The sequence below is a fragment of the Cupriavidus taiwanensis genome (genome assembly GCF_900250115.1).
Lineage (GTDB): Bacteria > Pseudomonadota > Gammaproteobacteria > Burkholderiales > Burkholderiaceae > Cupriavidus > Cupriavidus taiwanensis_B.
On sequence record NZ_LT984804.1, the window covers coordinates 1,550,934 to 1,574,557 of the forward strand.

The following is a 23,624-nucleotide window of genomic DNA, read 5'->3' on the forward strand; positions in this document are numbered from 1 at the left end:
GTCCGTTTCAACGAAGTCCGAGGGAGCGGGCGATGATGCCGCGCAGGATCTGGCGCGTGCCGCCGCGCAGCGAAAAGCTCGGCGCCAACTGCGTGATGTAGGCATGGGCGCGCAGCAGGTCATCCGACGGCGCGAAATCCGGCATCTGTTCCAGCGCCGTGCTGATCCAGCCCGGCAGCTCCTGCTCGAACTCGGTGCCCAGGTCCTTTACGTAGGAGGCATCGATTTCCGGGTTCTGCCCCTGGTCGAGCCGCTCGGCCACCGCCAGCGACATCGCGCGCAGCACCGCCATGCGGCCGGCGATGCGCCCGGCGATCGCCCGGACCGAAGCCGGCACTGGCAGGCACGAGGCCCTGACCTCGGCCAGCCAGGTCTCGGCCAGCATCAGGCTGGTCAGAATCCGCTCCGGCCCGCTGCGCTCGAACGCGAGTTCGGCGGTGACCTGCTTCCAGCCCGAGCCTTCCTCGCCGACCAGCGCGTCGGCCGGCAGCTCGACGTCTTCGAACACCACCTCGCAGAAGTGGCCGTCGCCGGCGAGGTCGCGGATCGGCCGCGCGCTGATGCCCGGCAGGCTCAGGTCGATCAGCACCTGCGACAGGCCCTGGTGGCGGTCGCCATGCTGGCCCGAGGTCCGCACCAGCGCGCACATGTACTGCGCGCGGTGGGCATTGGTGGTCCAGATCTTGCGGCCGTTCAGGCGCCAGCCGGTCTCGGTGCGGACCGCGCGGGTGCGCACCGACGACAGGTCCGAGCCGGTGTCGGGCTCGCTCATGCCGATGCAGATAAAGATCTCGCCGCGGATCAGCCGGGGCAAGAAGAAGTGCTTTTGCGCCTCGCTGCCGTAGCGCAGGATCAGCGGAGCGGTCTGGCGGTCGGCGAACCAGTGCGCGGACACCGGCGCGCCGGCGGCGATCAGCTCTTCGACCAGCACGAAGCGGGCAAACGCGCTGCGTCCGGCGCCGCCGTACTCGCGCGGCAGCGACAGGCCGATCCAGCCCTGGCGTGCCAGCGCGCGGCTGAATTCGCCATCAAAACCCATCCAGGTGCGCGCGCGCACCGGCGCGGGCACGTCGCGCAGCGCTTCCTGCAGAAAGGCGCGGATGGGGCCGCGCAGCGCCTCATCCTCGGGCGGGATGGTCACGAGCGGCAGGGTATCAAGGGTGGCTTCCAAGTAGGACTCCCGGTATCTGGTTCAGTGGGATGCGGCGGCATCGTCGGCCAGGCGCGTCGCGCCCAGCGCGGCCAGCGCGCGGATCTGTTCATCGCTGTAGCCGGCCTCGGCCAGCACCTGGGCACTGTGCTCGCCCAGGCGCGGCGCCTGCCGTGCCACGCGCGGCTGCGACTTGGACCACGTCGACGGAATCGCCATCGAGCGGATCGCGCCCTCGCTCGGGTGCTCGACCACGTCGAAGAAGCCCACCGCGTCCAGGTGCGGATCGGCCATCAGCGAGTCAACGGTGTGCAGTTGCATCACCGGCATGTCGGCGGCTTCCAGCGCCGCGGTCCACTCCGCGGTGGTGCGCGTCGGCATGATCTCCGCCACCATGCGGTACAGCTCGTGGATATGCTTGTTGCGCTCGACGATGGTGCAGAAGCGCGGGTCCGTATCCATCAGGTCGGGCTGGCCGATCAGGGCCAGGAACTTGCGCCACTGCTTGTCGTTGTAGAGCAGCACGCACAGGTAGCCGTCCCGGGTCCGGTACGGGCGACGATGCTCGTTGAGGATGCGGGTGTAGCCGCTGGGGCCGATCGGCGGCTCGAAGGTCAGCCCCCCCATGTGGTCGCCCAGGATGAACTGCGCCATGGTCTCGAACATCGGCACGTCGATCGACTGGCCCTCGCCGCTGCGTTCGCGGTGGAACAGCCCTGCGGTGATGGCATTGACCGCGGCCAGGCCGACGATGCGGTCGGCGATCGCGCTGGGTGCGTAGCGCGGCACGTCGCTGCCGGCCAGCTGCGCCAGCGTGGGAATCGCAACCGCGCCCTGGATCAGGTCGTCGTAGGCGGACTTGGCCGCGTAAGGGCCGCCCTGCCCGTAGCCGTACAGGCCTACGTACAGGATGCGCGGATTCACCTTCGCGACTTCCTCGTAGCTCAGGTTCAGCCGCGCCATCGCCTGCGGGCGCACGTTGTAGACCAGCACGTCGGCATCGGCGGCGATGCGCAGCAGCGCCTCACGCCCGGCGGGGGCTTTCAGGTCGAGCACCACGCTGCGCTTGCTGCGGTTGGCGTGCAGGAAAATGCCCGACATGCCGGCGTGGCGGCGCGGGCCGACCTCGCGCACGGTGTCGCCGTCGGGCGGCTCGATCTTGATCACGTCGGCACCGAGGTCACCCAGGATCTGGGTCGCGTACGGTCCCATCAGCACCGTCGTCATGTCGACGATGCGAACGCCCTGCAGCGGGCCGCTCATGGCTGCCTCCGGTGCATCGGCAGGCTGGCGTATGGGGTCATCTTGTCGTCTCCGGACTGTCTGACACCCATGCTACGGATCCTGCCTCCGCTCGAAAAATACTTTATGTATGTCGATCAATACACCGCCTGTATCGGGCGCGGGCAGCGCGCCGCCAGCCGGCATCGCGCCCGCGCCATCAGGCTCGCGGCTAGTGCTGCGGCTGCGCCTGCGGCGTGACGATGTTGAAGGCCGGGTTGAAGGTCGCCAGCAGCCCCATCAGCTCGGGCAGCTTGCGCGCATTGCCTTCCACGCGGATCTCGCCCCCGCGCAGTGCTGCCTGCAGGTCGAGCTGGCGCAGGCTGATGCGATCCAGCGTGGCCTTGCTCATGGTTACGGTGGCATCGGGGCGCGCATGGCGGCTGTCCTCGCGATAGGTCAGCACGCCGTTGCGCACGGTCAGCGCGAACGGCTTGCCCAGGTCGGAGAAGACCCAGTTGAGCGTCATGTCATGCCCCACCGCCTTGTCGGCATCGAGCCGCACGCCCATGTAGTCGAAGAACAGCGCCGGCTCCATGGCCCGCACCAGGTCGGCCGGGTTGCGCGCGGGCACGGCCAGCGCGCCGTGGCGCAGTTCCCGCGCGCCGGTCAGGTACATATTGCGCCAGAGCGAATTCTCGGACTGGTAGCCGAGCTGCTCCAGCGCATCGGCTTGCGCCGCGCGCGCGGCCGCGTTCTGCGGATCGGCGAAGACCAGGTGGTTGCCCAGCTGCACCGCCCAGCGGTAGTCGCCCTGTTCCATCGCCTCGCGCATCTGCCGCAGCACGCTGTCGGCGCCGCCCATCGCGCGCACGTAGCGGCGGCCCGCCTCGGGCTGCGCCGGCGGGTTCAGGCTGGCGGGATTGGCGTCGTAGAAGCCCAGGTAGCGCTGGTACACGGCGCGCGCGTTGAAGCTGAGCGAGCCGTAGTAGCCACGCGTGTACCACTTCTTCTCCAGCGCGCCGGGCAGCTTCTGCATCGCCTCGGCAATCTCCATCGGCGTCAGCCCCTGGTTCAGCAGATGCAGCGTGCGGTCGTTCAGGTAGGTGTACATGTCGCGCTGGTCGGCCAGCAAGGTGCGGATGCGCTCGCCGCCCCAGGTGGGCCAGTTGTGCTGGGCCAGCATGACCTCTGCGCGCTCGCCGTAGCGCACCAGGCTTTCGTCCAGGTACCGGCCCCAGGCCTTGGCATCGCGCACCTGCGCGCCGCGCGGCGTGAGGATGTTGTGCATGGTGCGGGTGGCGTTCTCGGCCATGCACAACGCGCGCTGGCGCGGCAGGTAGAAGTTCATCTCCGCCGGTGCCTCGGTGCCGGGGGTCAGCTGGAACTCGAACTCGACGCCGTCGATGTGCCGGGTCTCGTAGCGCTTGCTGATCGATTCGGTCGGCGCGATCAGGCTGAGCGTGCCGCCGGAGGAGCCGCCCTTGCCGATGCCGGTATCCACCTGCCCGAGCGCATTGCGCGGCACGCCCGCGCCGGCCTGGTAGATGCTGCGGCGGAACATCGCGTTGCCGGCGAACACGTTCTCGCTGACCGCCTCCTGCATGAAGCCGGCGGGCGCGTAGATGGCGACCGTGCCGGCCTTGACGTCGGCCTCGTCGACCACGCCGCGCACGCCGCCGAAATGGTCGGCGTGGCTGTGCGTGTAGATCACCGCCACCACGGGCTTGCGCGGGCGGTGGGCGTAGTACAGGTCGAGGGCGGCCCTGGCGGTTTCGGTACTGGTCAGCGGATCGGCAATGATGATGCCGCGCTCGCCCTCGAGCACCGTCATATTGGCCAGGTCCATGCCGCGCACCTGGTAGACCCGATCGGTCACGCGGAACAGCCCCGCCTCCATATTGAGCTGCGCCATGCGCCACAGGCTGGGATTGACCGATTCCGGGCTCTGCGCCGCCCGCTGGAAGTCATAGGTCGACGAACTCCAGATCACGCGGCCGTCGGCATTGCGGATATCGCCCTTGAACGGCGCCACCAGGCCGCGTCGCGCGTCTTCGAAATCGGCGCGGTCGGCAAAGGGCAGCTGCGCAAGTACCGCCGCGTTGCTGGCCACGGTGGCGGCACTGGCCGGTTTGGAGGGCTCCGGGTCCGGCGCCGGCGCGGCGTGCGCCCCCCAGCTGAGCGCAAGCGCCGCGGCGCAGGCGATCAGCCTGCGCTCGGCAATGCCGGACGCACCTGCCACTGCCTCGCCGCGCGGGTCGGCTTGTACCAGCGGTGCGGACCCTTGGCGCGATGCAGGTTGCGCCGGCTCGATGGCGCTGCCGCCGGCCCGTTCGATACCCTGCACCAGGTCGGCCGCCTTTTCACCAATCATGATCGCCGCGGCGTTGGTGTTGCCGCCGATCAGCGTGGGCATGACCGAGGCGTCGGCGACGCGCAGGCCTTCGACGCCACGCACGCGCAGCTGCGGATCGACCACCGCGCCCGCATCGCTGCCCATGCGGCAGGTGCCGACCGGATGGAAGATGATGTCGGCACGCTCCCGGATGAACCCGCGCACCGCGGCGTCGTCGCTGCCGTCAAAGCGCAGGTGGCCGCAGGCGTGCGGCGTGCCGCCGAGGCGCGCCAGCGGCTCCTGGTCGAGGACGCGACTGGCAAGCCGCAGGCCCGCCACCATGGCATCCAGGTCACGCGCATCAGCCAGCAGGTTCTGGTCGATGCGGGGCGGCACGCGGGCATCGGCGGACCCCAGCAGCACCTGGCCGCGGCTGTGCGGGCGCAGCACGCATACGTTCAGCGAATAACCGTGCACGCGGCGCGCGGCCGTGTCGCTCAGCGCCGTGGAAAAGTGCAGCTGCAGGTCCGGGTCCACCAGCGTCGGATCGCTCTTGATAAAGGCGCCGGTCTCGGCGATGTTGGACGCGAACATGCCGTAGCGCTCTTTCCGGTAGCGCAGCCACTCGTGCAGCAGCCGCCAGCCACCGCGTATGGAGGACGCATAGAGATCGGTGCTGAACACGCGGCGCTGCAGTTTCATGTTGGGATGCTCCTGCAGGTTCTGCCCCACGCCCGGCGCATCGTGGACGATGTCGATGCCGTGCTCGCGCAGGTGCGCGGCGGGGCCGACGCCGGATACCATCAGCAGCTGGGCCGAGCCGAAGGTGCCCGCGCACAGGATCACTTCGCGCCGCGCCCGCAGCAGCCGCTGCTCGCCGCCGCGCTCGACCAGCACCCCCGCCGCGCGCCGGCCCTCGAACACGATCCGCAGCGCCTGCGTGTCGGTCAGCACCGCGAGGTTGGCGCGCCCGCCGTCCAGCGCCTGCCGGTTGCCGCCGTGCAGGTAGGCGCGCGCCGTGTTCCAGCGCTCGCCGTCGCGCTGGGTGCGCTGGTAGAAGCCGACGCCCTCCTGCGTGGCGCCGTTGAAATCGGGGTTGTAAGGCAGGCCCGTGCACTGCGCGGCTTCAATAAAGCGCCGGTCGAACGGATTGCCCGAGCGCGTATCGACCACATGCAGCGGCCCGCGCCCGCCGTGCCAGGCGTCCTCCTGCCGACCGGCCAGCCGCTCGTTCCGTTCCGAGCGCTTGAAATACGGCAGGACATCGTCCCAGCCCCAGCCATCGCAGCCGTCCCGCGCCCAACGGTCGTAGTCCGAGGGCGTGCCGCGGATGTAGATCATGCCGTTGATCGACGAACTGCCGCCGAGCCCGCGACCGCGCGGCTGGAACCCGCGGCGCCCGTTCAGCGCAGGCTGCGGCTCGGTGACGTAGCCATAGTTGAACGGTCCGGCCTTCGGCACGGTACTGGCGATGCCGATCGGAATGGTGATGGCCGGGCTGAAATCATGGCCGCCCGCTTCGAGCAGCGCCACCGTCCCGACCCGCGCGTCGGCCAGCCGGCTCGCCACGGCGCAGCCCGCCGAGCCGGCGCCGACAACGATGTAGTCATGGATATCAGACATGAGGTCTCCTCACAGGAATGATTTTCTGAGATTGGATATGTGGGGTGCGAAGCGTGCCCCCCCGGCGCGCCGTGTGCGCCCTGGCGGCGAAAACAAAAAAGGCTCCGGCACGGGTGCCGGAGCCAAAAGCCCGCTCGCAGCAAACGCTGACGGGCGTGGAGACAAGCGGTGCACCGGCACGGCGCAGGCCATGCCGGGGTGGTCGGAGCGAGCCGGCTGTGGCAAACGCGGGCGATGGCGGCGTTCAACCCTGCCCATCGTGGTCCCAGTCGAAGCGCGCCGGGCGCCCATGCAGGAAGGCGTCGACCGCCTGCGCGTAGTACGGCACCGCCGAAGCCAGCGCCTGGCCCTGCGCTTCGAGTTCCAGCACGGCGTCATAGCTGCTTTCAAAGCTGCGGTTGAGCGCGCGCTTGGCCAGCGCCAGCGCTTCCGGCGGCGCCGGCACGAAGCGCTGCGCAAAGCGGCGCGCTGCCTCGGCCAGCGTGCCGGTCGGGTGGATCGCATGCACGATGCCGAGCCGCTTCGCATCGATGGCCTCGAGCCGGCGCCCGGTGAACATCAGTTCCTTGGCCGCGCTCATGCCCACCACGCGCGGCAGCGCGTACAGCGCGCCCATGTCAGGCAGCAGGCCGATCTTCGCGAACGACATGCTGAAGTACGCACGCTCCGACGCCAGCACGAAATCCGCCGCCAGCGCCAGCGAGAATCCGGCCCCGGCCGCGGCGCCGTCGACCGCCGCGATCACCGGGATCTCGAGGTCGCGCAACCGCGGCAGCCACTGGTGGATGTCCTGCATGCGCCGGCGCACGGCCTCGGGCGCCCGCGCCGCGGCGTCCCCGCCGGCGAACATCTCGCGCGCGGACTTCAGGTCGCCGCCGGCGCAGAAGCTGCCGCCCGATCCGGTCAGCACCAGCGCGCGGATGGCGCGGTCCGCCGCGACCAGGTCCAGCATGTCGCGGTAGTCCTGGCGCAACTCCAGCGACAGGGCATTGCGCGCGGCGGGACGCTGGTGCGTGAACTCGGCCACGCCATCGGCGATGCACAGGCTGGCATGCCGTAACGCGATCTGGCGGGCGTACTGCTGGGCCTGCATGGTCATGATTCCTTTCTGGCGAATGGTGGGCGGGGTGGGCCGGGTGGCGTCGCCGCGATGCGGGCCGGGCGCCTCTGAAGCCCAGTGTGGCCGTGCGCGCCCGGCGGCGCACCACTCGTCTCAAGGGGGGCCGTTGCCAATGAAGCGGCGCCTATGCCCGCTGCCCGACCCCCAGCGCCGGGGGGCGCTGCCGCGCGCGCGCCGGCTTAAGGTGTATGGCATCAGAAAGGCCGACAGCCCGCCGGCCGCGCGACATCGGAGAGTCTTCATGCACTTCCAACCCGACCCGACGCTGGACAGCTTCCGCCAGGAGGTCCGCCAGTTCCTGCGCCATCACCTGCCCGCCGACCTGCCCTGGCGCAAGGACGGCATGCGCTCGCCGCGCGCCGACCTGGTGCGCTGGCAGCGCCTGCTCGACGCCCATGGCTGGGGCGCGCCGTACTGGTCGCAGGAACACGGCGGCACCGGCTGGAGCGTGGCGCAGCGCCTGGTCTTCGACGAGGAGTGCGCCGCGGCCGGCACGCCTTCGCTGGATGGCTTCGCCCACAAGCTGGTGGGCCCGGTGATCAACCATTTCGCCACGCCGGAACAGAAGGCCGAGCACCTGCCGCACATCTTCCAGGGCACCCGCCTGTGGTGCCAGGGCTTCTCGGAGCCCGGCTCGGGCTCCGACCTGGCTTCGCTGCGCACGCGCGCCGAACGCGTCACCGGCGCCGATGGCGATCACTACGTGGTCAACGGCCAGAAGATCTGGACCAGCTACGCGCACCAGGCCGACTGGATCTTCCTGCTGGTGCGCACCGACCCGCAGGCAAAGAAGCAGGCCGGCATCAGCTTCCTGCTGGCCGACATGAAGAGCCCCGGCATCACCGTGCGCCCGATCATCAGCATCGATGGCTGCCACCACCTGAACGAGACCTTCTTCGACAATGTGCGGGTGCCGGCGGCCAACCTGGTCGGCACCGAGAACGAAGGCTGGAAGCTGACCAAGTTCCTGCTCAACAACGAGCACGCCACCACCGCCGACCTGCCGACGCTGCGCCGCTCTTTGTCACAGCTCCACGCACTGGCCGGCAGCGCGCGCGCCGGCGGCATGGCGCTGGCCGAACGGCACGAGTTCCTGCTGCGCCTGGCGCGCTGCGAGGCCGAGCTGCGCGCCATCACCGTGATGGTCCAGCGCGTGGCGGCAATGGAGCAGGACCACAGCGCCGCCGCGCACGCGATGGGGTCGATCCTGAAGGTTCGCGGCACCGAGCTGCAGCAGCGGATGAGCGAGTTCCTGGTGGAGACGCTGGGCGACCATGGCGCGGTGGCCTATCCGGATCCGCACGCAAGGAATGCCGGGCGCAGGGCGCTGCCGATGGAGGATGCGGCGCGGGGCGTGGCGACCGAGATGTTCTTCCGTCGGGCGACGACGATCTATGGGGGGACCAGCGAGGTGCAGCGGTCGATTATTGCGAGGTCGTTGTTTCAGTTCTAAGGGATATTGGCCGGGCTGACTTCGTGGATGCACCAGCCCTCACCCCCACCCTCTCCCGCAAGCGGGAGAGGGGCGCAACCAGTCTGGAGAAGAAACGCCGTTGGGCTCGCCCGCGACAACGCTGTGCGAGCGCAGCGACGCACATCGCGCCCGAGCCCAAGCCCCGAGATAGGGGGCGCGCGCAGCGCAGCCGAAGGCGTCCCTACGGCAAGGCCGGCAGCAGGCGGCCACCCGCCACTCTGGGCTCGTTCAACCGTCCCTTCAACGCCCCGCCCACGGTCGCGCACCCCCGCGGCAGGCAGTCCAGCTTTGTGAGGAAGCAAAGCCCCGTACGTAAGCCCCAAGGCCCACTACGATAAGACATGCCGCCCGCAGGGCATTAAAACGCGCTTTTGGTTACTTTTGGCGCTCGGCCAAAAGTGACTCGCCGGCTACGCCGGCGAAACAGCCACGCCAGTCAAGCACGCCCCCCAGCCGCAGTGCCGAAGCCGAACTGCCAGCCCCCCTATTCCGCCTCCATCCCCGTCACCGCAATCAGCCGCTTCCACACCTGCTGATCCGCCACCACCGCCTTGCCCAGCTCCTTGCCGCTGCCAGCATTGGGCAGGCTGCCCCGCGCCGCGTAATGGGCAGCCGCCTCGGGCGAATTGACAAATTCACGAGCCAGCGCTTCGATCCGCGCGACAATTGCGGGCGGCGTGCCGGCCGGCGCAAACAGCCCGGTCCAGTTGGTGGCTGACACGGCGTCGACCAGCGCGCGGTTGTCCATGCTGGCCTCGGCCAGGGTCGGCACGTCAGGCAGCAGCGGCACCCGACGCGGGCTCAGCACCGCCAGCGCGCGCAGCTTGTTCGACTGCACCAGCGGCAATGCGGCGGTGAACTCGACCATGGCGAAATCCACATTGCCGCCGATCAGGTCAGGCAACAGCCCGGACGTGGCCTTGTACGGCACGTCGGTGGTCCGGATGCCGGCGGCCTCGGTGAACGCCGCCGACATCAGCCGGTAGCCGGTGCTGCTGCTGCCGCCGTTGAGCTTGCCCGGCCGCTTGCGCGCGTCCGCGACCAGGTCGGCAACGCGCTTGTAGGGCGAGCTGGCCGGCACCACCAGCGCGATCGGCAGCGACGTCAGCCGTGCCACCGGCACGAAGTCCTTGTCCGGGTTGTAGGGCAGCTTGCGCACCAGGAACGGATTGGCCGACATCGAGCTGGAAGCCGTCAGCAGCAGCGTGTAGCCATCCGGCGCGGCCTTGGCCACATAGTCGGTGGCCAGGATCATGTTGGCGCCGGGACGGTTCTCGACCACCACGCCCTGCCCCAGCTTCTGCGCCAGGAACTTCGCCAACAGCCGGGTGTAGTCGTCGATGCCGGTGCCGGCGCTCGACACCGAGACGATCTTGATCACCCGTTGCGGGTAGTCCGGCGCCTGCGCGCCAGCGGGTCCGGCCGCGGCCAGCAAGCTGGCACAGGCTGCCAGCGCGAGCACGCGGCGGCGGTTGGGCATGGAAGGGGTCATGGCGGTCTCCTGAGGTCATGGCCGCCGTGCAGGGCCGGCGGCTCTTTATGCTGCAATGCCCGACACCCCGGGCGCGCCGGGGTGTCGGGGTGTCAGCCAGGTGGGGATGCGGTTACGGGAACCGGCGGATGATCGATTCGGCAATGCAGACGGGCTTGGCGGAACCTTCCCGCTCCACCGTCATCTCCAGCTTGAACTGGGCGCCGCCGTTGTCGAGCGCGTCGTACGACAGCAGCTTGAAATGCGCGCGCAGCAGGCTGCCCACCGGCACCGGCGCCGGAAAGCGCACCTTGTCGAGGCCATAGTTCACGCCGGTGCTGCTGTGCTTGACCTTGTACGCGGTATGCGTGAATGCCGGCAGCAGGCTCAGCGTCAGGAAGCCATGCGCGATCGGCACGCCGAACGGGCCGTCCTTGGCGCGCACCGGATCGACGTGGATCCACTGGTGGTCACCGGTGGCATCGGCGAACAGGTTGATGCGCTCCTGCTCCAGCGCGAGCCAGTCGCTGGTGCCGATGACTTCGCCGACCAGCGGCTGCAGGTCGCTGATGTGTTCATAGGTCTTCATGCTTGCGCTTCCTTTCCGGTAAGGTCCGCCTGCAGCGCCCGGGCGTTGCCCGCTTCGTGCAGGTCGGCGTTGCCAAACAGCGCGTCCGCCACTACGGCGCGCTTGAAATAATGGCCGACGATGTATTCCTCGGTCATACCGATGCCGCCGTGCAGCTGGATTCCCTGGCTGCTGACATAGCGCGCGGCGCGGCCGATCAGGGCCTTGGCCTGCGACACGGTGCGCGCGCGCGCCGCGGCGTCGTCGTTCTCGATCGAGGCCAGCAGCGCATACAGCATTGAACGCGCAACCTCGAGCTCCGCCGCCATGTCGGCCATGCGATGTTGCAGCGCCTGGAAGCTGCCGATGGGCACGCCGAACTGCTTGCGCACCTTGAGGTAGCCGGCGGTGATCTCGATGGTCTGCTCCATGCCGCCGACCAGCTCCGCGCACAGCGCGGCGATGGCATGCGTCAGGCCGTGGGCGAGCGCTGCCTGGCCCTGCCCCGCCTCACCAAGGCGCGCGTCGGCGGGGACAAAGACGCCGTCCAGCCGCACTTCGGCGGCCCAGCTGCCATCGTGCAGCGGCAACGCGATTCGCTCGACGCCGGCGGCACCGGACGGCGCCAGGAACAGGCTGCAGGCATCGCCGGCAGCGCCCGGCTCGCGCGCCGAGACGATGAAGCCATCGGCATCGCTGCCGCCGAGCACCAGCGTCTTGGTGCCATGCAGCGTGAAACCGCCCGGGGCCGGCTCGGCGCGGGTGACCACCGGCGCCGGCAGGCCGCGCGACGGCGCCTCGCTGTAGGCCAGCGCCAGCCGGCGGCCGCCTTCGGCAAGCGCGGGCAGCAGCGCCGCGCGCTGTGCCGGCGTGGCCGCGGCCGCCAGCGTCTGCGCCGCCAGCACGGCGCAGCCAAGGTAGGGCTCCACCACCAGGCCGCGGCCCAGTTCCGTGGCGATCAGCACGGTGTCGATCACGGTCCCGCCCAGCCCGCCGCCGTCCTCGGGCAGCGCCGCGGCGAGCCAGCCGTTGTTGGCAAAGGTGGCCCAATGCCGGCCGTTGCAAGGCTCGCCCGACTTGACCCGCGCGGTGCGCGCCTCGAAGTCGTAGTCTTTCTCGACAAAGCGGCGCACGCTGTCCTGCAACAGTCGCTGTTCGTCAGTCAGGTTGAAGTTCATGGTCAGTCTGGGCCTTCACAGTTGGAACATCGTCTTGGCGATGATGGAGCGCTGCACCTCGCTGGTACCGCCGTAGATGGTCGAGGCGCGGCGGAAGAACATCTCGTTGGCGACGCCGCGCGCCAGCTCCTGCATCGGCAGGGGCGCGCCCTCGTCGCCGTGCTGCGGCACCGGGTAGGCCACCGCGGCGTAGTCGCCCAGCGCCTCGGTGAGGAAGCTGGTCATCTTCTGCAGCAGCTCGGTGCCGCGGATCTTCAGGATCGAGCCCATCGCATGCGCGGCCGGGCTGTGGTCCTGCTCCATCGCCGCGACCCGCTGCACCAGCGTGGCGATGGCGGCCAGCTCGGCCTCGAACCGCGCCAGCTGCAGCGCGAACGGGTGCCGCTCCAGCAGCACGCTGCCGCCCGCGCAGTTGCGCGTGGCCAGCGCACGGATCTGCGCCAGGTAGCGGCGCAGCATCGGCAGGTCGGCGGCGGTGGCGTGCTCGTTGTTGAGCAGGAACTTGGTGATCTTCCAGCCCTCGCCTTCGGCGCCGACCAGGTTTTTCACCGGCACCCGCACGTTGTCGAAGAAGGTCTCGTTCAGGTGGTGGCAGCCGTCGATGGTGACGATCGGCCGCACCGTGATGCCGGGCGACTTCATGTCGACCAGCAGGAAGCTGATGCCGGCCTGCTTCTTCACCTCGGTGTCGGTGCGCACCAGCAGGAAGATCCAGTCGGCGCGATGCGCGTAGCTGGTCCAGATCTTCTGGCCGTTGACCACGTAGAGGTCACCGTCGTCGCCGCTGACGCGCTCGGCGCGGGTGCGCAGCGAGGCCAGGTCCGAGCCGGAGCCCGGCTCGGAGAAACCCTGGCACCACTGGCGCTCGCCGCTGAAGATGTGCGGCAGGTGCTCGGCCTTCTGTTCGGCCGTGCCGAACGCGTTCAGCACCGGCCCCAGCAGCTTCTGCGCACCGGTGTCCTGCGACGGCGCGCCCACCGCGGTGCATTCCTCGTCGAACACCAGGCGCTGCAGCACGCTCCAGCCGGTGCCGCCGTGCTCTTTGGCCCAGTACGGCGCGCCCCAGCCTTTCTCGTTCAGGATGCGCTGCCAGCGCGTCAGCTCCGGCCGCGGCGAGCGCGTGCCGACGCGGATGCGCCCGGACAGTTCGCCGGGCAGGTTCTCGCGCAGGAACGCCCGCACTTCCTCGCGGAAGGCCTCCAGGTCCAGGTCGCGTTGAAAATCCATGGCTTGTCTCCTCCGACACATGGCGGTGGCGGCCTGGCATCCAGGCGCGCCGCCGCCGTGCTGCGCTCAGACCGGATCCCAGGGGAACACGTCGCGCGAGATCTGCAGCGGGGTGAAGCTGCCTTGCAGCATCGGGATGGCGCGCTCGACGCACGACTCGACGGTCCAGCCTTCGCTGTTGTGCGCGGTGCGGATCGGGCGCGGTTGCGAGAACAGGTAGATCTCGTTGTTGCGCACGCCGAAGATCTGGCCGGTGATGTCCCTGGCCTGGTCGCTCAGCAGCGCCAGCGTGAACGGCGCGATCTTGCCGGCCTCGAGGCGCATGTTGATCTTCATCCGTTCGGCCGCTTCCGGGGTGTTGGTCGGAATGCTGCCGACCATGCGCGTGAAGGCGAACGGCGCGATGCAGTTCGAGCGCACGTTGAACTTCTGCATGTCCACCGCGATCGACTTGGACAGGCCGACGATGCCCAGCTTGGCGGCCGCGTAGTTGGCCTGGCCGAAGTTGCCGATCAGGCCCGAGGTGGAGGTCATGTGCACGAAGGCGCCGCTCTCCTGCGCCTTGAAATGCGGGGCCGCGGCGCGGGCCATGTTCCAGCTGCCCTTCAGGTGCACGCGGATCACGGCATCGAAATCATCCTCGGTCATCTTGTGGAAAATCACGTCGCGCAGGTTGCCGGCGTTGTTGACCACGCCGTCGACGCGGCCGTACAGGTCCAGCGCCTGCTGGATGATCTTCTGCGCGCTGGCCCAGTCGGCCACGCTGTCGGTGTTGGCCGCGGCCACGCCGCCGGCGGCCTGGATCTCATCGACCGCCTGCTGTGCCGGGCCGGCGCTGCCGCCGGAACCGTCGATGTTGACGCCCAGGTCGTTGACGATCACGCGCGCGCCCTGGCGCGCGGCCTCCAGCGCAATGCCCTTGCCCACGCCGGCGCCGGCGCCGGCGCCGGTGACGATGATGACTTTTCCTTCAAGCAGGCTCATGGTTGGTACTCCGGTAAGGATGGGTTGAACTCGGTGGGGACACATCGGGGCATGCTGCGCACGAGGTCGCGCCGACCGGGGCCGGAGCGATGCCGGCCGCAAGCGCGCCGCCAAAGTCATGCACGCGCGGCTGCAGCAGCGGCACGCGCGGCTCGCGCACGTAGTCCGGCGCGGCCAGCCATTCGGGGCTGCCGGGCGCGCCGGCAAACTCGGAATACGCGCCGACGATGCAGCCGCGCACGCCGTCGTCGCCCAGCAGCGGCGCGACGCGCGGCAGCCCGTCCTGCATCGTCACCGCGGCGCAGGCCGCGCTTGCGGCGGCGCCGGCGGCCACCGCCTGCGCGCTGCTGTCCGGCGCCAGCGCGACCACCTCGGCGCGGCAGCGCAGGACTGCGTGCCATGCCATGGTGAACTGCGGGCAGTCATGCATCAGCAGCAGCACCCGGTCGCCACGCCGCACGCCCAGGTGCTGCTGCAGGTAGCCGGCGAGCGACAGGCTGGCGTCGAGCAGCGCCTGGTAGCTCAGCTGCCGGCCGTGGTACGCCATGGCCGTCTCGTCGGGGCATGCCGCGGCCCGGGCTTCGAGCTCGCGCAGCAGGGTGCCGCGCGGCTTGAGGTCGGGAGATCGGGTCGAAGTGGACATGGCGAGGCGATGGACGAAGGTGCTGCCGATGGGTCCATCATTGCCTGCCTGCCGCGCGCGGGCACTCCCCGACGCGGGTGGCAGGCGTGCAACGGAGCTTATGGGCGGGGGCTGATGCACGCCTGCGCGCGGCCTGCCGGCCCCGGCCCGCACTCTCAGCCAGCCACCGCGGCTGCCGATGCCGACGCCGCGAGGTCACGCAGCCGCGCGGCCGCGCCGCCGCGCCCGGCCACCCCGAGCTTGGCGTAGATATTCTTCAGGTGCCACTTCACGGTCTCGGCCGAGACATTGAGCACGCGGGCGATCTTCTTGTTCGACATCGCCTGCGCCAGCAGCTCCAGGATCTCGCGCTCGCGCTCGCTGAGCGCGCCGATGCCCAGGCCCGGGGCCGGTTGCCGTGGCCGGGCCGGCGGCGGCAAGGCGTCCGCCGTGCCCGGCTCGGCCAGCAGCCGGCGGATGTAGAAGGCCAGCACCGGGTCTTCATGGCCATCGTCGCCCTCGCCCTCAACGCCGGCGTGCGCCAGCGGCGCCAGCGCCTGCGGCGAGCCGCCGGCGGCATCCAGCAGCGTCCGCGTCAGCCCCAGCCGGTGGCCCTGGCGCATGGCCGCGAGGAAGTCGCGCCGCGCCGCTCGGGCCTGGCCCAGCCCCAGCCGCGCCAGCGCCATCTGCAGGCGCAGCCCGGCCGCGCCGACCGCTTCCGTGCCGGCGCGCGCCTCCGCCAGTTGCCGCGCGCGCTCGACCGCAACGGCATAGTCCCGGGTGTAAAGCGCCATCTCCAGCCGGGCCCGCGCGGCCACGGCAGCGGTGCTGGCCGCCCGCAGCGGGCCGCCGCTGGCGCAGCGCGCGGCAAGCGCCTGCACCTGTTCCAGCGCCACGTTGGCGCGCTCGGTCTCGCCCTGCTGCAGGTGCCGGCGCAGGCGTTGCGCCAGCGCCTCGGCCTGCAGCCGGTCCAGGCCATAGCGCCCGGCGTAGGCTTGGAGGCGCTCCAGGCACGCCAGCGCCTGCGGCCGCCGCCCCGCCAGCCAGTGCGAGCCGGACAGCACCACGCAGGCGCGCAGCACCACTTCCGGCAGGGACACGCGCTCGAGCAGGCCCAGCCGCGGCTCCAGCAGCTGGCACGCGGCCTCGGTCTCGTTCAGCTCATACAGCGCGTCGGCCAGCAGGCAGGCCGCCATGCAGGCCAGCCCTGCATAGGCGGCGCCGAAGCGTTCCGCTTCCTCCATCACTTCGCGCATCAGCCGGCAAGCGTCCTTCAGGCGGCCCTCGCGCGCCAGGCTGATGGCCTGGATGCAACGCCCGAGCTGCCCGCTGCGCGGCGCCGGGGCGCGCACGTTGGCCTGGTCCAGCACCTGGCGCGCCAGGTCGTAGTCGCCGCGCATGGTCAGCAGCCACGACACCACATTGCCGCGCGCATGCCAGGCAAAGTCGTCGGCGTCGGGCGGCGGCTGCCACAGCTCGGGCAACAGCGCGGCGGCTTCGTCGTGGTTGTCGAGCTGCACCGCCAGCCCGGCCCGCAGCAGCCGCACCGAATAGCGCTCGCACGGCCGCAGGGCGTGCGGGCCGGCTTCCATCCGGTCCAGGCTGTCGCGCAGCGCGTCGAAATCGCGGCTGTACAGCTGCATGTAGGCCAGCACGACGTGCAGCCCGAAGCGCCGCCGCACCTCTTCGAGCGGCAATGCGCGCAGCAGGCCACCCAGCTGGACCAGCTCGCCGCGCTCCAGCAGCGCCTGGGCGCAGCCCTGCACCAGGCCCGCGGCGGCATCGACGTCGCCGGCACGCACCGCATGGAAGACCGCGTCGCCGATTTCGCCGCGCGCCTCGAACCAGCGCCATGCGGTGGCGTGCAGCGCGCGCAGCCCGTGGGCCTGCCCGGCGCCATGCGCGGCCAGCCGGTTCAGCAGGGTTTCACGCAGCAAGGGATGGATGCGGTACCAGGTCTCGTGGTCATGGCTGCCGACCGCGCTGATAAACAGGTTGTCGGCCACCAGCCGGCACAGGCGCGCCTGGATCTGCGGCAAGGGGCGCGCATCGCCCAGGATGGCCGCGCACAGGGGCGCGCAGAAACGCTGGCAGACCGCAACGCGCATCAGCATGTCGAGATCGTCGGGCTGCATCCGCACCAGCACTTCACGCTCGAAATAGCTGGCAAAGGCGCGCGCGTCTCGCACCTCGGCCGGCACCATCGGCGGCGCTGGCGTGGCCCCGCCGCGCGTGCGCAGGTCGAGCGCGTACAGCTGCAGGCCGGCGACCCAGCCATCGGTCAGCGCATGCAGCGTGGCGGCCACTCCGCTGTCGACGGAACCCAGCTGCTCGCGCAGGAAGCGCTCGGACTCCTGCGGGGTAAAGCGCAGGTCGCGCATGTCGAATTCGGCCAGCGTGCCTTGCAGCCGCAGCCGTTCCTGCGACAGCACCAGCGCGCTGCGCGAGCTGAGCGCCAGGTGCAGCGTCGCCGGCGCATAGTCCAGCAGCCATTGCAATGCCTGCAGGATGCGCGGCTCGGCAACGTGGTGCAGGTCGTCGATCATCAGCACCAGGTCGCGCCGGCGCCGCGCCAGCGCCTGCACCAGCGTGATCACCCACAGCTCGATGGCGGCGTCGTCGCAGGCGCCGGCCCCCAGCAGCGCGGCTTCGCGCACCGCCGCGGCGTCGACTTCGGCAATGCTCGCCAGCACGCACTCGAAGAAGCGCGCGGGCTCATTGTCTTCCGGCGCCAGCGTCAGCCAGCAGACGTCATAGCCCAGCTGCAGCATGGACTTGCGCCACGCCATCAGCGTGCTGGTCTTGCCGCTGCCGGCCTGTCCCTGGATCACCACGCAGCGCTGGCGGCGCGCCTCGAGCAGGCGCGCCATCAGCGCCTCGCGCGGCATCAGCTGGCGCGCGCCGCGCGGCGGCAGCACCTTGTCGCTGGCCACCTGCCAGGCGCCGCGGCCTGCCGGCGCCGGCGGCGCGGAATCCGTGCCGGCGTCCGCGCACTGTGGCTGGACCGCGGGGTCCGCCACCTCGGCCACTGCCGCCACCTGCGCCTGCATGGGCGCGGAAACCGCCGTCCCGGCCAGCCCGGCCGCGCGCCAGTGCCGCGACACGCTGGCGGCGCTGACGCCGAGTTCGGCTGCCAGCCGCCTCGTGCTCCACGGCTGCGCCACGCCGGGCTGGCGCTCGCCCGCCAGCGCCACCAGCCTGGCCACGTCCACCTTGACCGGCGGCGCGCCGCGCGGCAGGTCATTGACGATGCCGGCCACGCCGGCCTGCGCATAGCGTTCGCGCCAGCGCGCGACCTGGGCCCGGCCGATGCCGAGCTTGGGCGCGATAGTCTTGTTCTGCTCGCCGCTGGCGGCCAGCAGGATGATGCGCGCGCGCTGCGCAACGCGCGATGCGCTGCCGGCGGCAGCCAGGGTTTCGAGTTCGGTGCGCTCCTGTTCGCTCAGGAGGATGGGCGGGGCAACACGCATGGACAGCCTCTGCGGATTGACGGGTGGGACTGCGGCAGCGCGCACGCGCGGCGCGCGCTGCCGGACAACGAAGGCAGGCGGAGGGCGCTGCGCGCGCCTCAGTCGAGGGTGGCGCCGGCCCGCTCGATGGTGGTCTTCCACTTGGTGCGCTCGGCGCGCACGAAATCGCCGAAGGCGTCGCCGCTGAGCGCGAGCGGGACGCCGCCCATGCGATGGATGGCCTCGACCGCGGCGGGATCCTTCAGCACGCGCGTCACTGCCGCCTGCCACTTCGCCACCACCGGGGCGGGCGTGCGCGCCGGAAAGAACAGGCCGATCCAGGAGGTCGACTCCGCGCCCGGGTAGCCCGCCTCGGCGATGGTCGGCACCTGCGGCAGCGCCGGCAGCCGGCTGGCTCCGGTCACGGCCAGCGCGCGCAGCTTGCCGGCCTGCACCTGCGTCAGCGTCGATGCCGGATAGTCGAAGGTCAGGTCGACCTGCCCCGCCAGCAGGTCATTGATCGACGGCGCGCTGCCCTTGTACGGCACGTGCACGAACTTGACCCCGGCAAGCGTCTGGAACAGCTCGCCCGCGAGGTGGCTGCCGGTGCCATTGCCGGCCGATGACACGGTCAGCTTGCCGGGGTGCCCCTTGGCATATGCCACCAGCTCCCTGACCGACTGGTACGGCAGCTTGCCGTTCACCACCAGCAGGTTGGGAATCGACACCAATCCGTGCGCCGCGACGAAATCGCGCGCCGGGTCGAAGCGCAGCGACTTGTACAGGAACTGGTTGCTGGCCATGGTGCCCTGGGTGCCCATCAGCACGGTATAGCCGTCGGGCTCGGCGCGCGCGACCAGTTCGGTGGCGAGGTTGCCGCCGGCGCCCGGCCGGTTGTCGACCACCACGCGCACGCCATGGTCGCTGGTCATGCTGGCGGCGACCAGGCGCCCCAATTGGTCGGTGATGCCGCCCGGCGGCCCCGGCACCACCAACGTCACGGGCCGCGAGGGATAAGCGTTGACGGCCAGCGCGGCCGGTTCCGCCAGCGCCAGTGCGCCGCATGCCAGCAGCAGCGCTCGCGCGCCGGCTGAAGCGCGGGCCGCCAGCGTTGGGATAAGGGGGGTTCGGGGGGTCATGGACTGTGTCTCCTTTTGTCGGAAGTGCCGACTACTCCGCTTGAAACGCTATGATTCTACGAGATGCTGTATTTATTTTTGATCTATCGTAGCCCATAACGTATAACTACGCCAATACGTAGAGTTCTCCTGTATTTCGTATTTCGATTCCTCTACGCCCGGCGCGGCACCCTTGTTTCACTGCAAGCGGCGCATATGCCGCCCCCGGCAAGCCAGCCCCCCTTGGTCGAGTGGGGCCACGGCCGGACGGCCGCACGACACTGGGCATCACAGCGCGGCAGTTTTGGCGCAGGCAACACTTTCGAGGCAACCCCATGCAGCTCTCCCACTCCGCGCACGCCAGTGCCCCCGCCGGCCGGCCGTCGTCCCGGCCCGCCGCCGCAGCAACCCAGGCGCTCTCGCCGATGGAGCGGCTGATGGACCTGCTGCACGAGGTGCGCCAGTTCAGCCGCCAGTTGCAGCGCAGCGCACGCGAAGCGGCCGCGCATGCGGACCAGCGTTCGTACGCCGAGGCCCTGCGCGCGCTGCTCGACAGCCGCATGCAGGGCGCGGATGCGCGCATGCGGATCGTCTGCTACGCCAGCGCCGCCGAGCTGGGCCTGTCGCTGGAGCTGGAGGCCGAGCACTGCCGGCAGGCCATGAGCGGCGGCCTCGGCTTTCCGCTGCGCGTGCTGTTCTGGGCCGCGCACCGCCGCATGCGCGCGGCGCGGCGCAGGCCGGGCGCGTGGCTGCAGCCGCAGCGCTGATCTTCCTTTTCTTCGACGCGTACCGGGGCGCAAGCCACGGCGCCAAGCACCCATGCCAGACACCACGCCTACCCGCCACCCGATCCATGTCCGCCGCATTACCTGCACCGGCTACGAACGCAGCGACGGCCTGTTCGATATCGAGGGCGAGATGCAGGACATCACCCCCACCGGCACCGACCTGCTGTTCAAGCTGGTGCCGGCGGGGGCGGCGATCCACCACATGCGCATCGTGCTGACGGTCGACCGCGAGCTGCTGATCCATGACGTCAGCGCCAGCATCGATGCCGGCCCCACGGAGTACTGCCCAGACATCACGCCGGCGTATGCCGGGCTCAAGGGCCTGCAGATCCGCGGCGGCTTCCGCCAGCAAGTGAAGGCAGTGGTCGGCGGCGTCAATGGCTGCACCCACCTGACCGAGTTGCTGGGGCCGCTGGCCACCACCGCGATGCAGACCACCATGGCCGTGATGCGCCGCGAGCGCAATGGCCGGGGCCCCGATGCAAACGGCAAGCCGATCCCGCGGCCATTGCTGATCAACAGCTGCCACACCTATCGCGAAGACAGCGAGATCGCGAAGCGGCTGTGGCCCGAAGGCCGGCGCGCAACGGCCGGCTGAACCGATTCAACCACCACAACGGAGAAGATCCATGCATGGAATTTCCATACGGGCACGCCTGAAGCTGTTCGCCGTGCTGGCCGGGCTGGCGCTTGCGCTGCCGGCGCCGGCAGGCGCCCAGACCTACCCGGAGCGACCGGTGCGGATCGTGTCGGTCACCAGCGCCGGCACCGGGGTCGACGACTACACCCGGCTGCTGGCCCGCTACCTGGGCCAGAAGCTGGGCCAGAGCTTCGTGGTGGAGAACCGGCCCGGCGCCAACATGATCCTGGCCAGCGACCATGTCGCCAAGTCCGCGCCGGACGGCTACACGCTGCTGCTGTCGGGTTCGGGCGCCATGGCGGCCAACCCGTTCCTGTACAAACGGCTGCCGTATGACCCGCTCAAGGACTTCGTGCCGGTAGCGCGCATGTCCGCACTGCCGGTGGCAGTCGTGGTGCCGGGCACGTCGCCGTACCGCACCGCGGCGGACCTCGTCGCCGCGGCGCGGGCCAGGCCAGGCAAGCTGAACTACGGCACTTCCAGCACGGGCTACCGCACCATCCTGGCCGCCTTCAACGACGCCGCGAAGATCCAGACCGTCAGCGTGCCGTACAAGGCGGCCAGCAACCTGCTGACCGACCTGATGGCGGGCGTGGTCGACTATGGCGCGGTCGAGATTTCGGCGGTGGTGCCGCATGTGCAGTCCGGCAAGCTGCGCGCGCTGGCGGTGGCCTCGCCGGCGCGCGTGCCGGTGCTCAAGGACGTGCCGACAGTGGGCGAAGCCGGCATGCCCGGCGCCGCGTTCAACACCTGGGTGGGCCTGTTCGCCCCCGCCGGCACGCCGCCCGCAGTGGTCGACAAGCTGGCGCGCCTGACGCTGGATTTCGTCAACTCCCCCGAAGCCGCCGCCCACTACGCGGTGCGCGGCAGCGTGCCCTACCCCGCCAGCGGCGCCGATCTGCGCAAGGCCATCATCGACGACCAGCAGGCATGGAAGCGGATGATCGCGCTGGCCGGCATCGAGCCGGAATGATGGTCGGCGCACCGCCCCGCCCGCCACTGGGCATCCCCTACTCCCCCTCACTCTCTGACCCAACAGGAATGCAAGCATGAGCATCAAAGGCAAGGCATACATCGTCGGCGCCTACGAGCACCCGACCCGCAAGGCGCCGGACAAGAGCGTGGCGCAGCTGCACGCCGAAAGCGCCAAGGGCGCGCTCGAAGACGCCGGCCTGACGCTGGCCGACGTCGACGGCTACTTCTGCGCCGGCGACGCGCCCGGCCTGGGCGTACTGAACATGGTGGACTACCTCGGCTTGCGCGTGCGCCATGTCGATTCCACCGAGACCGGCGGCTCCTCGTACCTGGCGCACGTGTCGCACGCCGCGCAGGCGATAGCCATGGGCAAGTGCAACGTGGCGCTGATCACGCTGGCCGGGCGCCCGCGCTCCGAGGGCTCGAGCGGCACCAAGCCGCGCAACTGGGGCGACAACCTGCCGGACCTGCCGTTCGAGGCTCCGTTCAGCCCGCTCACCGTCAACATGTATGCGATGGTGGCGATGCGGCATATGTACGAGTACGGCACCACGGCCGAGCAACTCGCCTGGATCAAGGTGGCCGCCTCGCACCATGCGCAGCACAATGCCAACGCCATGCTGCGCGACGTGGTCACGGTCGAGGACGTGCTGAACTCGCCGATGATTTCCGATCCGCTGCGCAAGCTGGACTGCTGCGTGGTCTCGGATGGCGGCGGCGCGCTGATCGTGGCGCGCCCAGAGATCGCCGCGAAGCTGAACCGGCCGCGCATCAAGGTGCTCGGCGCCGGCGAGCACGTCAAGGGCCAGCTCGGCGGCGCGGTCGACCTGAGCTGGTCGGCGGCGCGCGTGTCAGGTGCCGCGGCCTTCGCCGAAGCCGGCGTCAAGCCCGCCGACATCAAGTACGCATCGATCTACGACAGCTTCACCATCACCGTGCTGATACAGCTGGAAGACCTGGGCTTCTGCAAGAAGGGCGAAGGCGGCAAGTTCGTCGCCGACGGCAACCTGATCTCCGGCGTCGGCAAGCTGCCGTTCAATACCGACGGCGGCGGCCTGTGCAACAACCACCCGGCCAACCGCGGCGGCATCACCAAGGTGATCGAAGCCGTGCGCCAGCTGCGCGGCGAGGCGCACCCGGCGGTGCAGGTGCCGAACTGCGACCTGGCCCTGGCGCAGGGCACCGGCGGCCTGCTCGGCTCGCGCCACGGCAGCGCCACCCTGATCCTGGCGCGCGAATAAACGCCCCGCACCCACTAGGCACCGATCCCGATCATGACCACACCCTACACCCCGACCACCTACAAGGCCCCCTCGGAACAGCCCGACAACGCCGAGTTCTGGGAAGCCGCGCGCGCAGGACGCCTGCTGGTGCGCCATTGCGACAGCTGCGGCAAGCCGCACTGGTACCCGCGCACGCTGTGCCCGTTCTGCCTGGGCACCACGCAATGGAAGCAGGCCAGCGGCCGCGGCACCATCTACTCGTACAGCGTGACCCGCCGCGCCGGCCCGACCCCGTTCTGCATGGCCTACGTGACCCTCGACGAAGGCGTGACCATGATGACCCACATCGTTGATTGCGATCTCGACACGGTGCGCATCGGCCAGCGCGTGCAGGTCAGCTTCGCGCCGACCGATAACGGCCCGCCGGTACCAACCTTCCGCCCCCTGTAACCGCAGCC

At 70.2% G+C, this 23,624-nt stretch carries 18 protein-coding genes; 6 read left to right on the plus strand and 12 right to left on the minus strand.

Translation table 11 applies throughout. The features are described 5' to 3' along the window. Positions 1–7: 7 nt before the first annotated feature. The 4 genes from CBM2586_RS23810 to CBM2586_RS23825 all read right to left on the minus strand — a co-directional run bounded on the left by CBM2586_RS23810 (position 8) and on the right by CBM2586_RS23825 (position 7,428). Positions 8–1,171, minus strand: coding sequence for an acyl-CoA dehydrogenase family protein (locus CBM2586_RS23810; RefSeq protein ID WP_115690215.1), 1,164 nt, complete (start codon positions 1,169–1,171; stop codon positions 8–10). A gap of 21 nt (positions 1,172–1,192) precedes the next feature. Further along, positions 1,193–2,413, minus strand: coding sequence for a CaiB/BaiF CoA transferase family protein (locus CBM2586_RS23815; RefSeq protein WP_115690217.1), 1,221 nt, complete (start codon positions 2,411–2,413; stop codon positions 1,193–1,195). Between the two features lie 190 nt (positions 2,414–2,603). Next, positions 2,604–6,329, minus strand: coding sequence for an alkyl sulfatase dimerization domain-containing protein (locus CBM2586_RS23820; protein ID WP_115690219.1), 3,726 nt, complete (start codon positions 6,327–6,329; stop codon positions 2,604–2,606). A gap of 244 nt (positions 6,330–6,573) precedes the next feature. Then, positions 6,574–7,428, minus strand: coding sequence for an enoyl-CoA hydratase/isomerase family protein (locus tag CBM2586_RS23825; RefSeq protein WP_240988017.1), 855 nt, complete (start codon positions 7,426–7,428; stop codon positions 6,574–6,576). Between the two features lie 262 nt (positions 7,429–7,690). On the opposite strand from CBM2586_RS23825, the gene CBM2586_RS23830 reads away from it, so the two are divergent. Further along, positions 7,691–8,902: an acyl-CoA dehydrogenase gene (locus CBM2586_RS23830; RefSeq protein ID WP_115690220.1), complete on the plus strand. Its 1,212-nt coding sequence runs from the start codon at positions 7,691–7,693 to the stop codon at positions 8,900–8,902. Positions 8,903–9,407: 505 nt separating this feature from the next. Here CBM2586_RS23830 and CBM2586_RS23835 read toward each other — a convergent pair. The 8 genes from CBM2586_RS23835 to CBM2586_RS23870 form a co-directional block, all read right to left on the minus strand. Next, a complete protein-coding gene (locus CBM2586_RS23835) occupies positions 9,408–10,415 on the minus strand; it encodes a Bug family tripartite tricarboxylate transporter substrate binding protein (protein ID WP_115690224.1) in 1,008 nt (335 codons plus the stop codon). Positions 10,416–10,527: 112 nt separating this feature from the next. Next, complete coding sequence (locus CBM2586_RS23840) at positions 10,528–10,983, minus strand: MaoC family dehydratase (protein ID WP_115690226.1); 456 nt, start codon at positions 10,981–10,983, stop codon at positions 10,528–10,530. Continuing rightward, positions 10,980–12,140, minus strand: coding sequence for an acyl-CoA dehydrogenase family protein (locus CBM2586_RS23845; protein ID WP_115690228.1), 1,161 nt, complete (start codon positions 12,138–12,140; stop codon positions 10,980–10,982). Before CBM2586_RS23845 ends, CBM2586_RS23840 begins: the two co-directional genes overlap by 4 nt. Before the next feature lie 15 nt (positions 12,141–12,155). Then, on the minus strand, positions 12,156–13,367 hold the full coding sequence (locus CBM2586_RS23850) for an acyl-CoA dehydrogenase (protein ID WP_115690230.1): 1,212 nt from the start codon (positions 13,365–13,367) through the stop codon (positions 12,156–12,158). Between the two features lie 66 nt (positions 13,368–13,433). Next, the gene (locus tag CBM2586_RS23855) at positions 13,434–14,351 is read right to left on the minus strand and encodes an SDR family NAD(P)-dependent oxidoreductase (protein WP_115690232.1); all 918 of its coding nucleotides are present in this window, start codon (positions 14,349–14,351) and stop codon (positions 13,434–13,436) included. Next, positions 14,338–14,994, minus strand: a complete 657-nt coding sequence (locus tag CBM2586_RS23860; protein WP_115690234.1) for an AMP-binding protein — start codon at positions 14,992–14,994, stop codon at positions 14,338–14,340. The genes CBM2586_RS23855 and CBM2586_RS23860 overlap by 14 nt, the downstream gene beginning before the upstream one ends. 155 nt (positions 14,995–15,149) lie before the next feature. Next, entirely contained in the window at positions 15,150–18,443 is a 3,294-nt protein-coding gene (locus CBM2586_RS23865; protein ID WP_115666428.1) for a LuxR C-terminal-related transcriptional regulator, read from the minus strand. A 98-nt stretch (positions 18,444–18,541) separates the two neighbouring features. Further along, positions 18,542–19,561 carry a Bug family tripartite tricarboxylate transporter substrate binding protein gene (locus CBM2586_RS23870; protein ID WP_115690236.1) on the minus strand — a complete coding sequence of 340 codons (1,020 nt, stop codon included), beginning with the start codon at positions 19,559–19,561 and terminating at the stop codon, positions 18,542–18,544. Between the two features lie 314 nt (positions 19,562–19,875). Here CBM2586_RS23870 and CBM2586_RS23875 point away from each other — a divergent pair, with 314 nt between their 5' ends. The 5 genes from CBM2586_RS23875 to CBM2586_RS23895 all read left to right on the plus strand — a co-directional run bounded on the left by CBM2586_RS23875 (position 19,876) and on the right by CBM2586_RS23895 (position 23,616). Then, positions 19,876–20,307, plus strand: a complete 432-nt coding sequence (locus tag CBM2586_RS23875; protein ID WP_240988018.1) for a hypothetical protein — start codon at positions 19,876–19,878, stop codon at positions 20,305–20,307. Between the two features lie 52 nt (positions 20,308–20,359). Next, positions 20,360–20,926 carry a DUF2889 domain-containing protein gene (locus CBM2586_RS23880; protein WP_115690240.1) on the plus strand — a complete coding sequence of 189 codons (567 nt, stop codon included), beginning with the start codon at positions 20,360–20,362 and terminating at the stop codon, positions 20,924–20,926. A gap of 31 nt (positions 20,927–20,957) precedes the next feature. Beyond that, positions 20,958–21,941, plus strand: a complete 984-nt coding sequence (locus CBM2586_RS23885) for a Bug family tripartite tricarboxylate transporter substrate binding protein (RefSeq protein WP_115664263.1) — start codon at positions 20,958–20,960, stop codon at positions 21,939–21,941. A 76-nt stretch (positions 21,942–22,017) separates the two neighbouring features. Beyond that, positions 22,018–23,184, plus strand: coding sequence for a thiolase domain-containing protein (locus CBM2586_RS23890; protein WP_115690242.1), 1,167 nt, complete (start codon positions 22,018–22,020; stop codon positions 23,182–23,184). A 33-nt stretch (positions 23,185–23,217) separates the two neighbouring features. Continuing rightward, positions 23,218–23,616 (plus strand): Zn-ribbon domain-containing OB-fold protein, encoded by a 399-nt coding sequence (locus CBM2586_RS23895; RefSeq protein ID WP_115664261.1) that lies wholly within the window; start codon positions 23,218–23,220, stop codon positions 23,614–23,616. The last annotated feature ends 8 nt before the right edge of the window (positions 23,617–23,624 follow it).

What these genes read in the sequence shown, in the direction of transcription:
- CBM2586_RS23815 (WP_115690217.1), bottom strand. Translation starts at nt 2,413, where the DNA reads ATGAGCGGCCCGCTGCAGGGCGTTCGCATCGTCGACATGACGACGGTG.
- CBM2586_RS23820 (WP_115690219.1), bottom strand. Translation starts at nt 6,329, where the DNA reads ATGTCTGATATCCATGACTACATCGTTGTCGGCGCCGGCTCGGCGGGC.
- CBM2586_RS23825 (WP_240988017.1), bottom strand. Translation starts at nt 7,428, where the DNA reads ATGACCATGCAGGCCCAGCAGTACGCCCGCCAGATCGCGTTACGGCAT.
- CBM2586_RS23830 (WP_115690220.1), top strand. Translation starts at nt 7,691, where the DNA reads ATGCACTTCCAACCCGACCCGACGCTGGACAGCTTCCGCCAGGAGGTC.
- CBM2586_RS23835 (WP_115690224.1), bottom strand. Translation starts at nt 10,415, where the DNA reads ATGACCCCTTCCATGCCCAACCGCCGCCGCGTGCTCGCGCTGGCAGCC.
- CBM2586_RS23840 (WP_115690226.1), bottom strand. Translation starts at nt 10,983, where the DNA reads ATGAAGACCTATGAACACATCAGCGACCTGCAGCCGCTGGTCGGCGAA.
- CBM2586_RS23845 (WP_115690228.1), bottom strand. Translation starts at nt 12,140, where the DNA reads ATGAACTTCAACCTGACTGACGAACAGCGACTGTTGCAGGACAGCGTG.
- CBM2586_RS23850 (WP_115690230.1), bottom strand. Translation starts at nt 13,367, where the DNA reads ATGGATTTTCAACGCGACCTGGACCTGGAGGCCTTCCGCGAGGAAGTG.
- CBM2586_RS23855 (WP_115690232.1), bottom strand. Translation starts at nt 14,351, where the DNA reads ATGAGCCTGCTTGAAGGAAAAGTCATCATCGTCACCGGCGCCGGCGCC.
- CBM2586_RS23860 (WP_115690234.1), bottom strand. Translation starts at nt 14,994, where the DNA reads ATGTCCACTTCGACCCGATCTCCCGACCTCAAGCCGCGCGGCACCCTG.
- CBM2586_RS23865 (WP_115666428.1), bottom strand. Translation starts at nt 18,443, where the DNA reads ATGCGTGTTGCCCCGCCCATCCTCCTGAGCGAACAGGAGCGCACCGAA.
- CBM2586_RS23870 (WP_115690236.1), bottom strand. Translation starts at nt 19,561, where the DNA reads ATGACCCCCCGAACCCCCCTTATCCCAACGCTGGCGGCCCGCGCTTCA.
- CBM2586_RS23875 (WP_240988018.1), top strand. Translation starts at nt 19,876, where the DNA reads ATGCAGCTCTCCCACTCCGCGCACGCCAGTGCCCCCGCCGGCCGGCCG.
- CBM2586_RS23880 (WP_115690240.1), top strand. Translation starts at nt 20,360, where the DNA reads ATGCCAGACACCACGCCTACCCGCCACCCGATCCATGTCCGCCGCATT.
- CBM2586_RS23885 (WP_115664263.1), top strand. Translation starts at nt 20,958, where the DNA reads ATGCATGGAATTTCCATACGGGCACGCCTGAAGCTGTTCGCCGTGCTG.
- CBM2586_RS23890 (WP_115690242.1), top strand. Translation starts at nt 22,018, where the DNA reads ATGAGCATCAAAGGCAAGGCATACATCGTCGGCGCCTACGAGCACCCG.
- CBM2586_RS23895 (WP_115664261.1), top strand. Translation starts at nt 23,218, where the DNA reads ATGACCACACCCTACACCCCGACCACCTACAAGGCCCCCTCGGAACAG.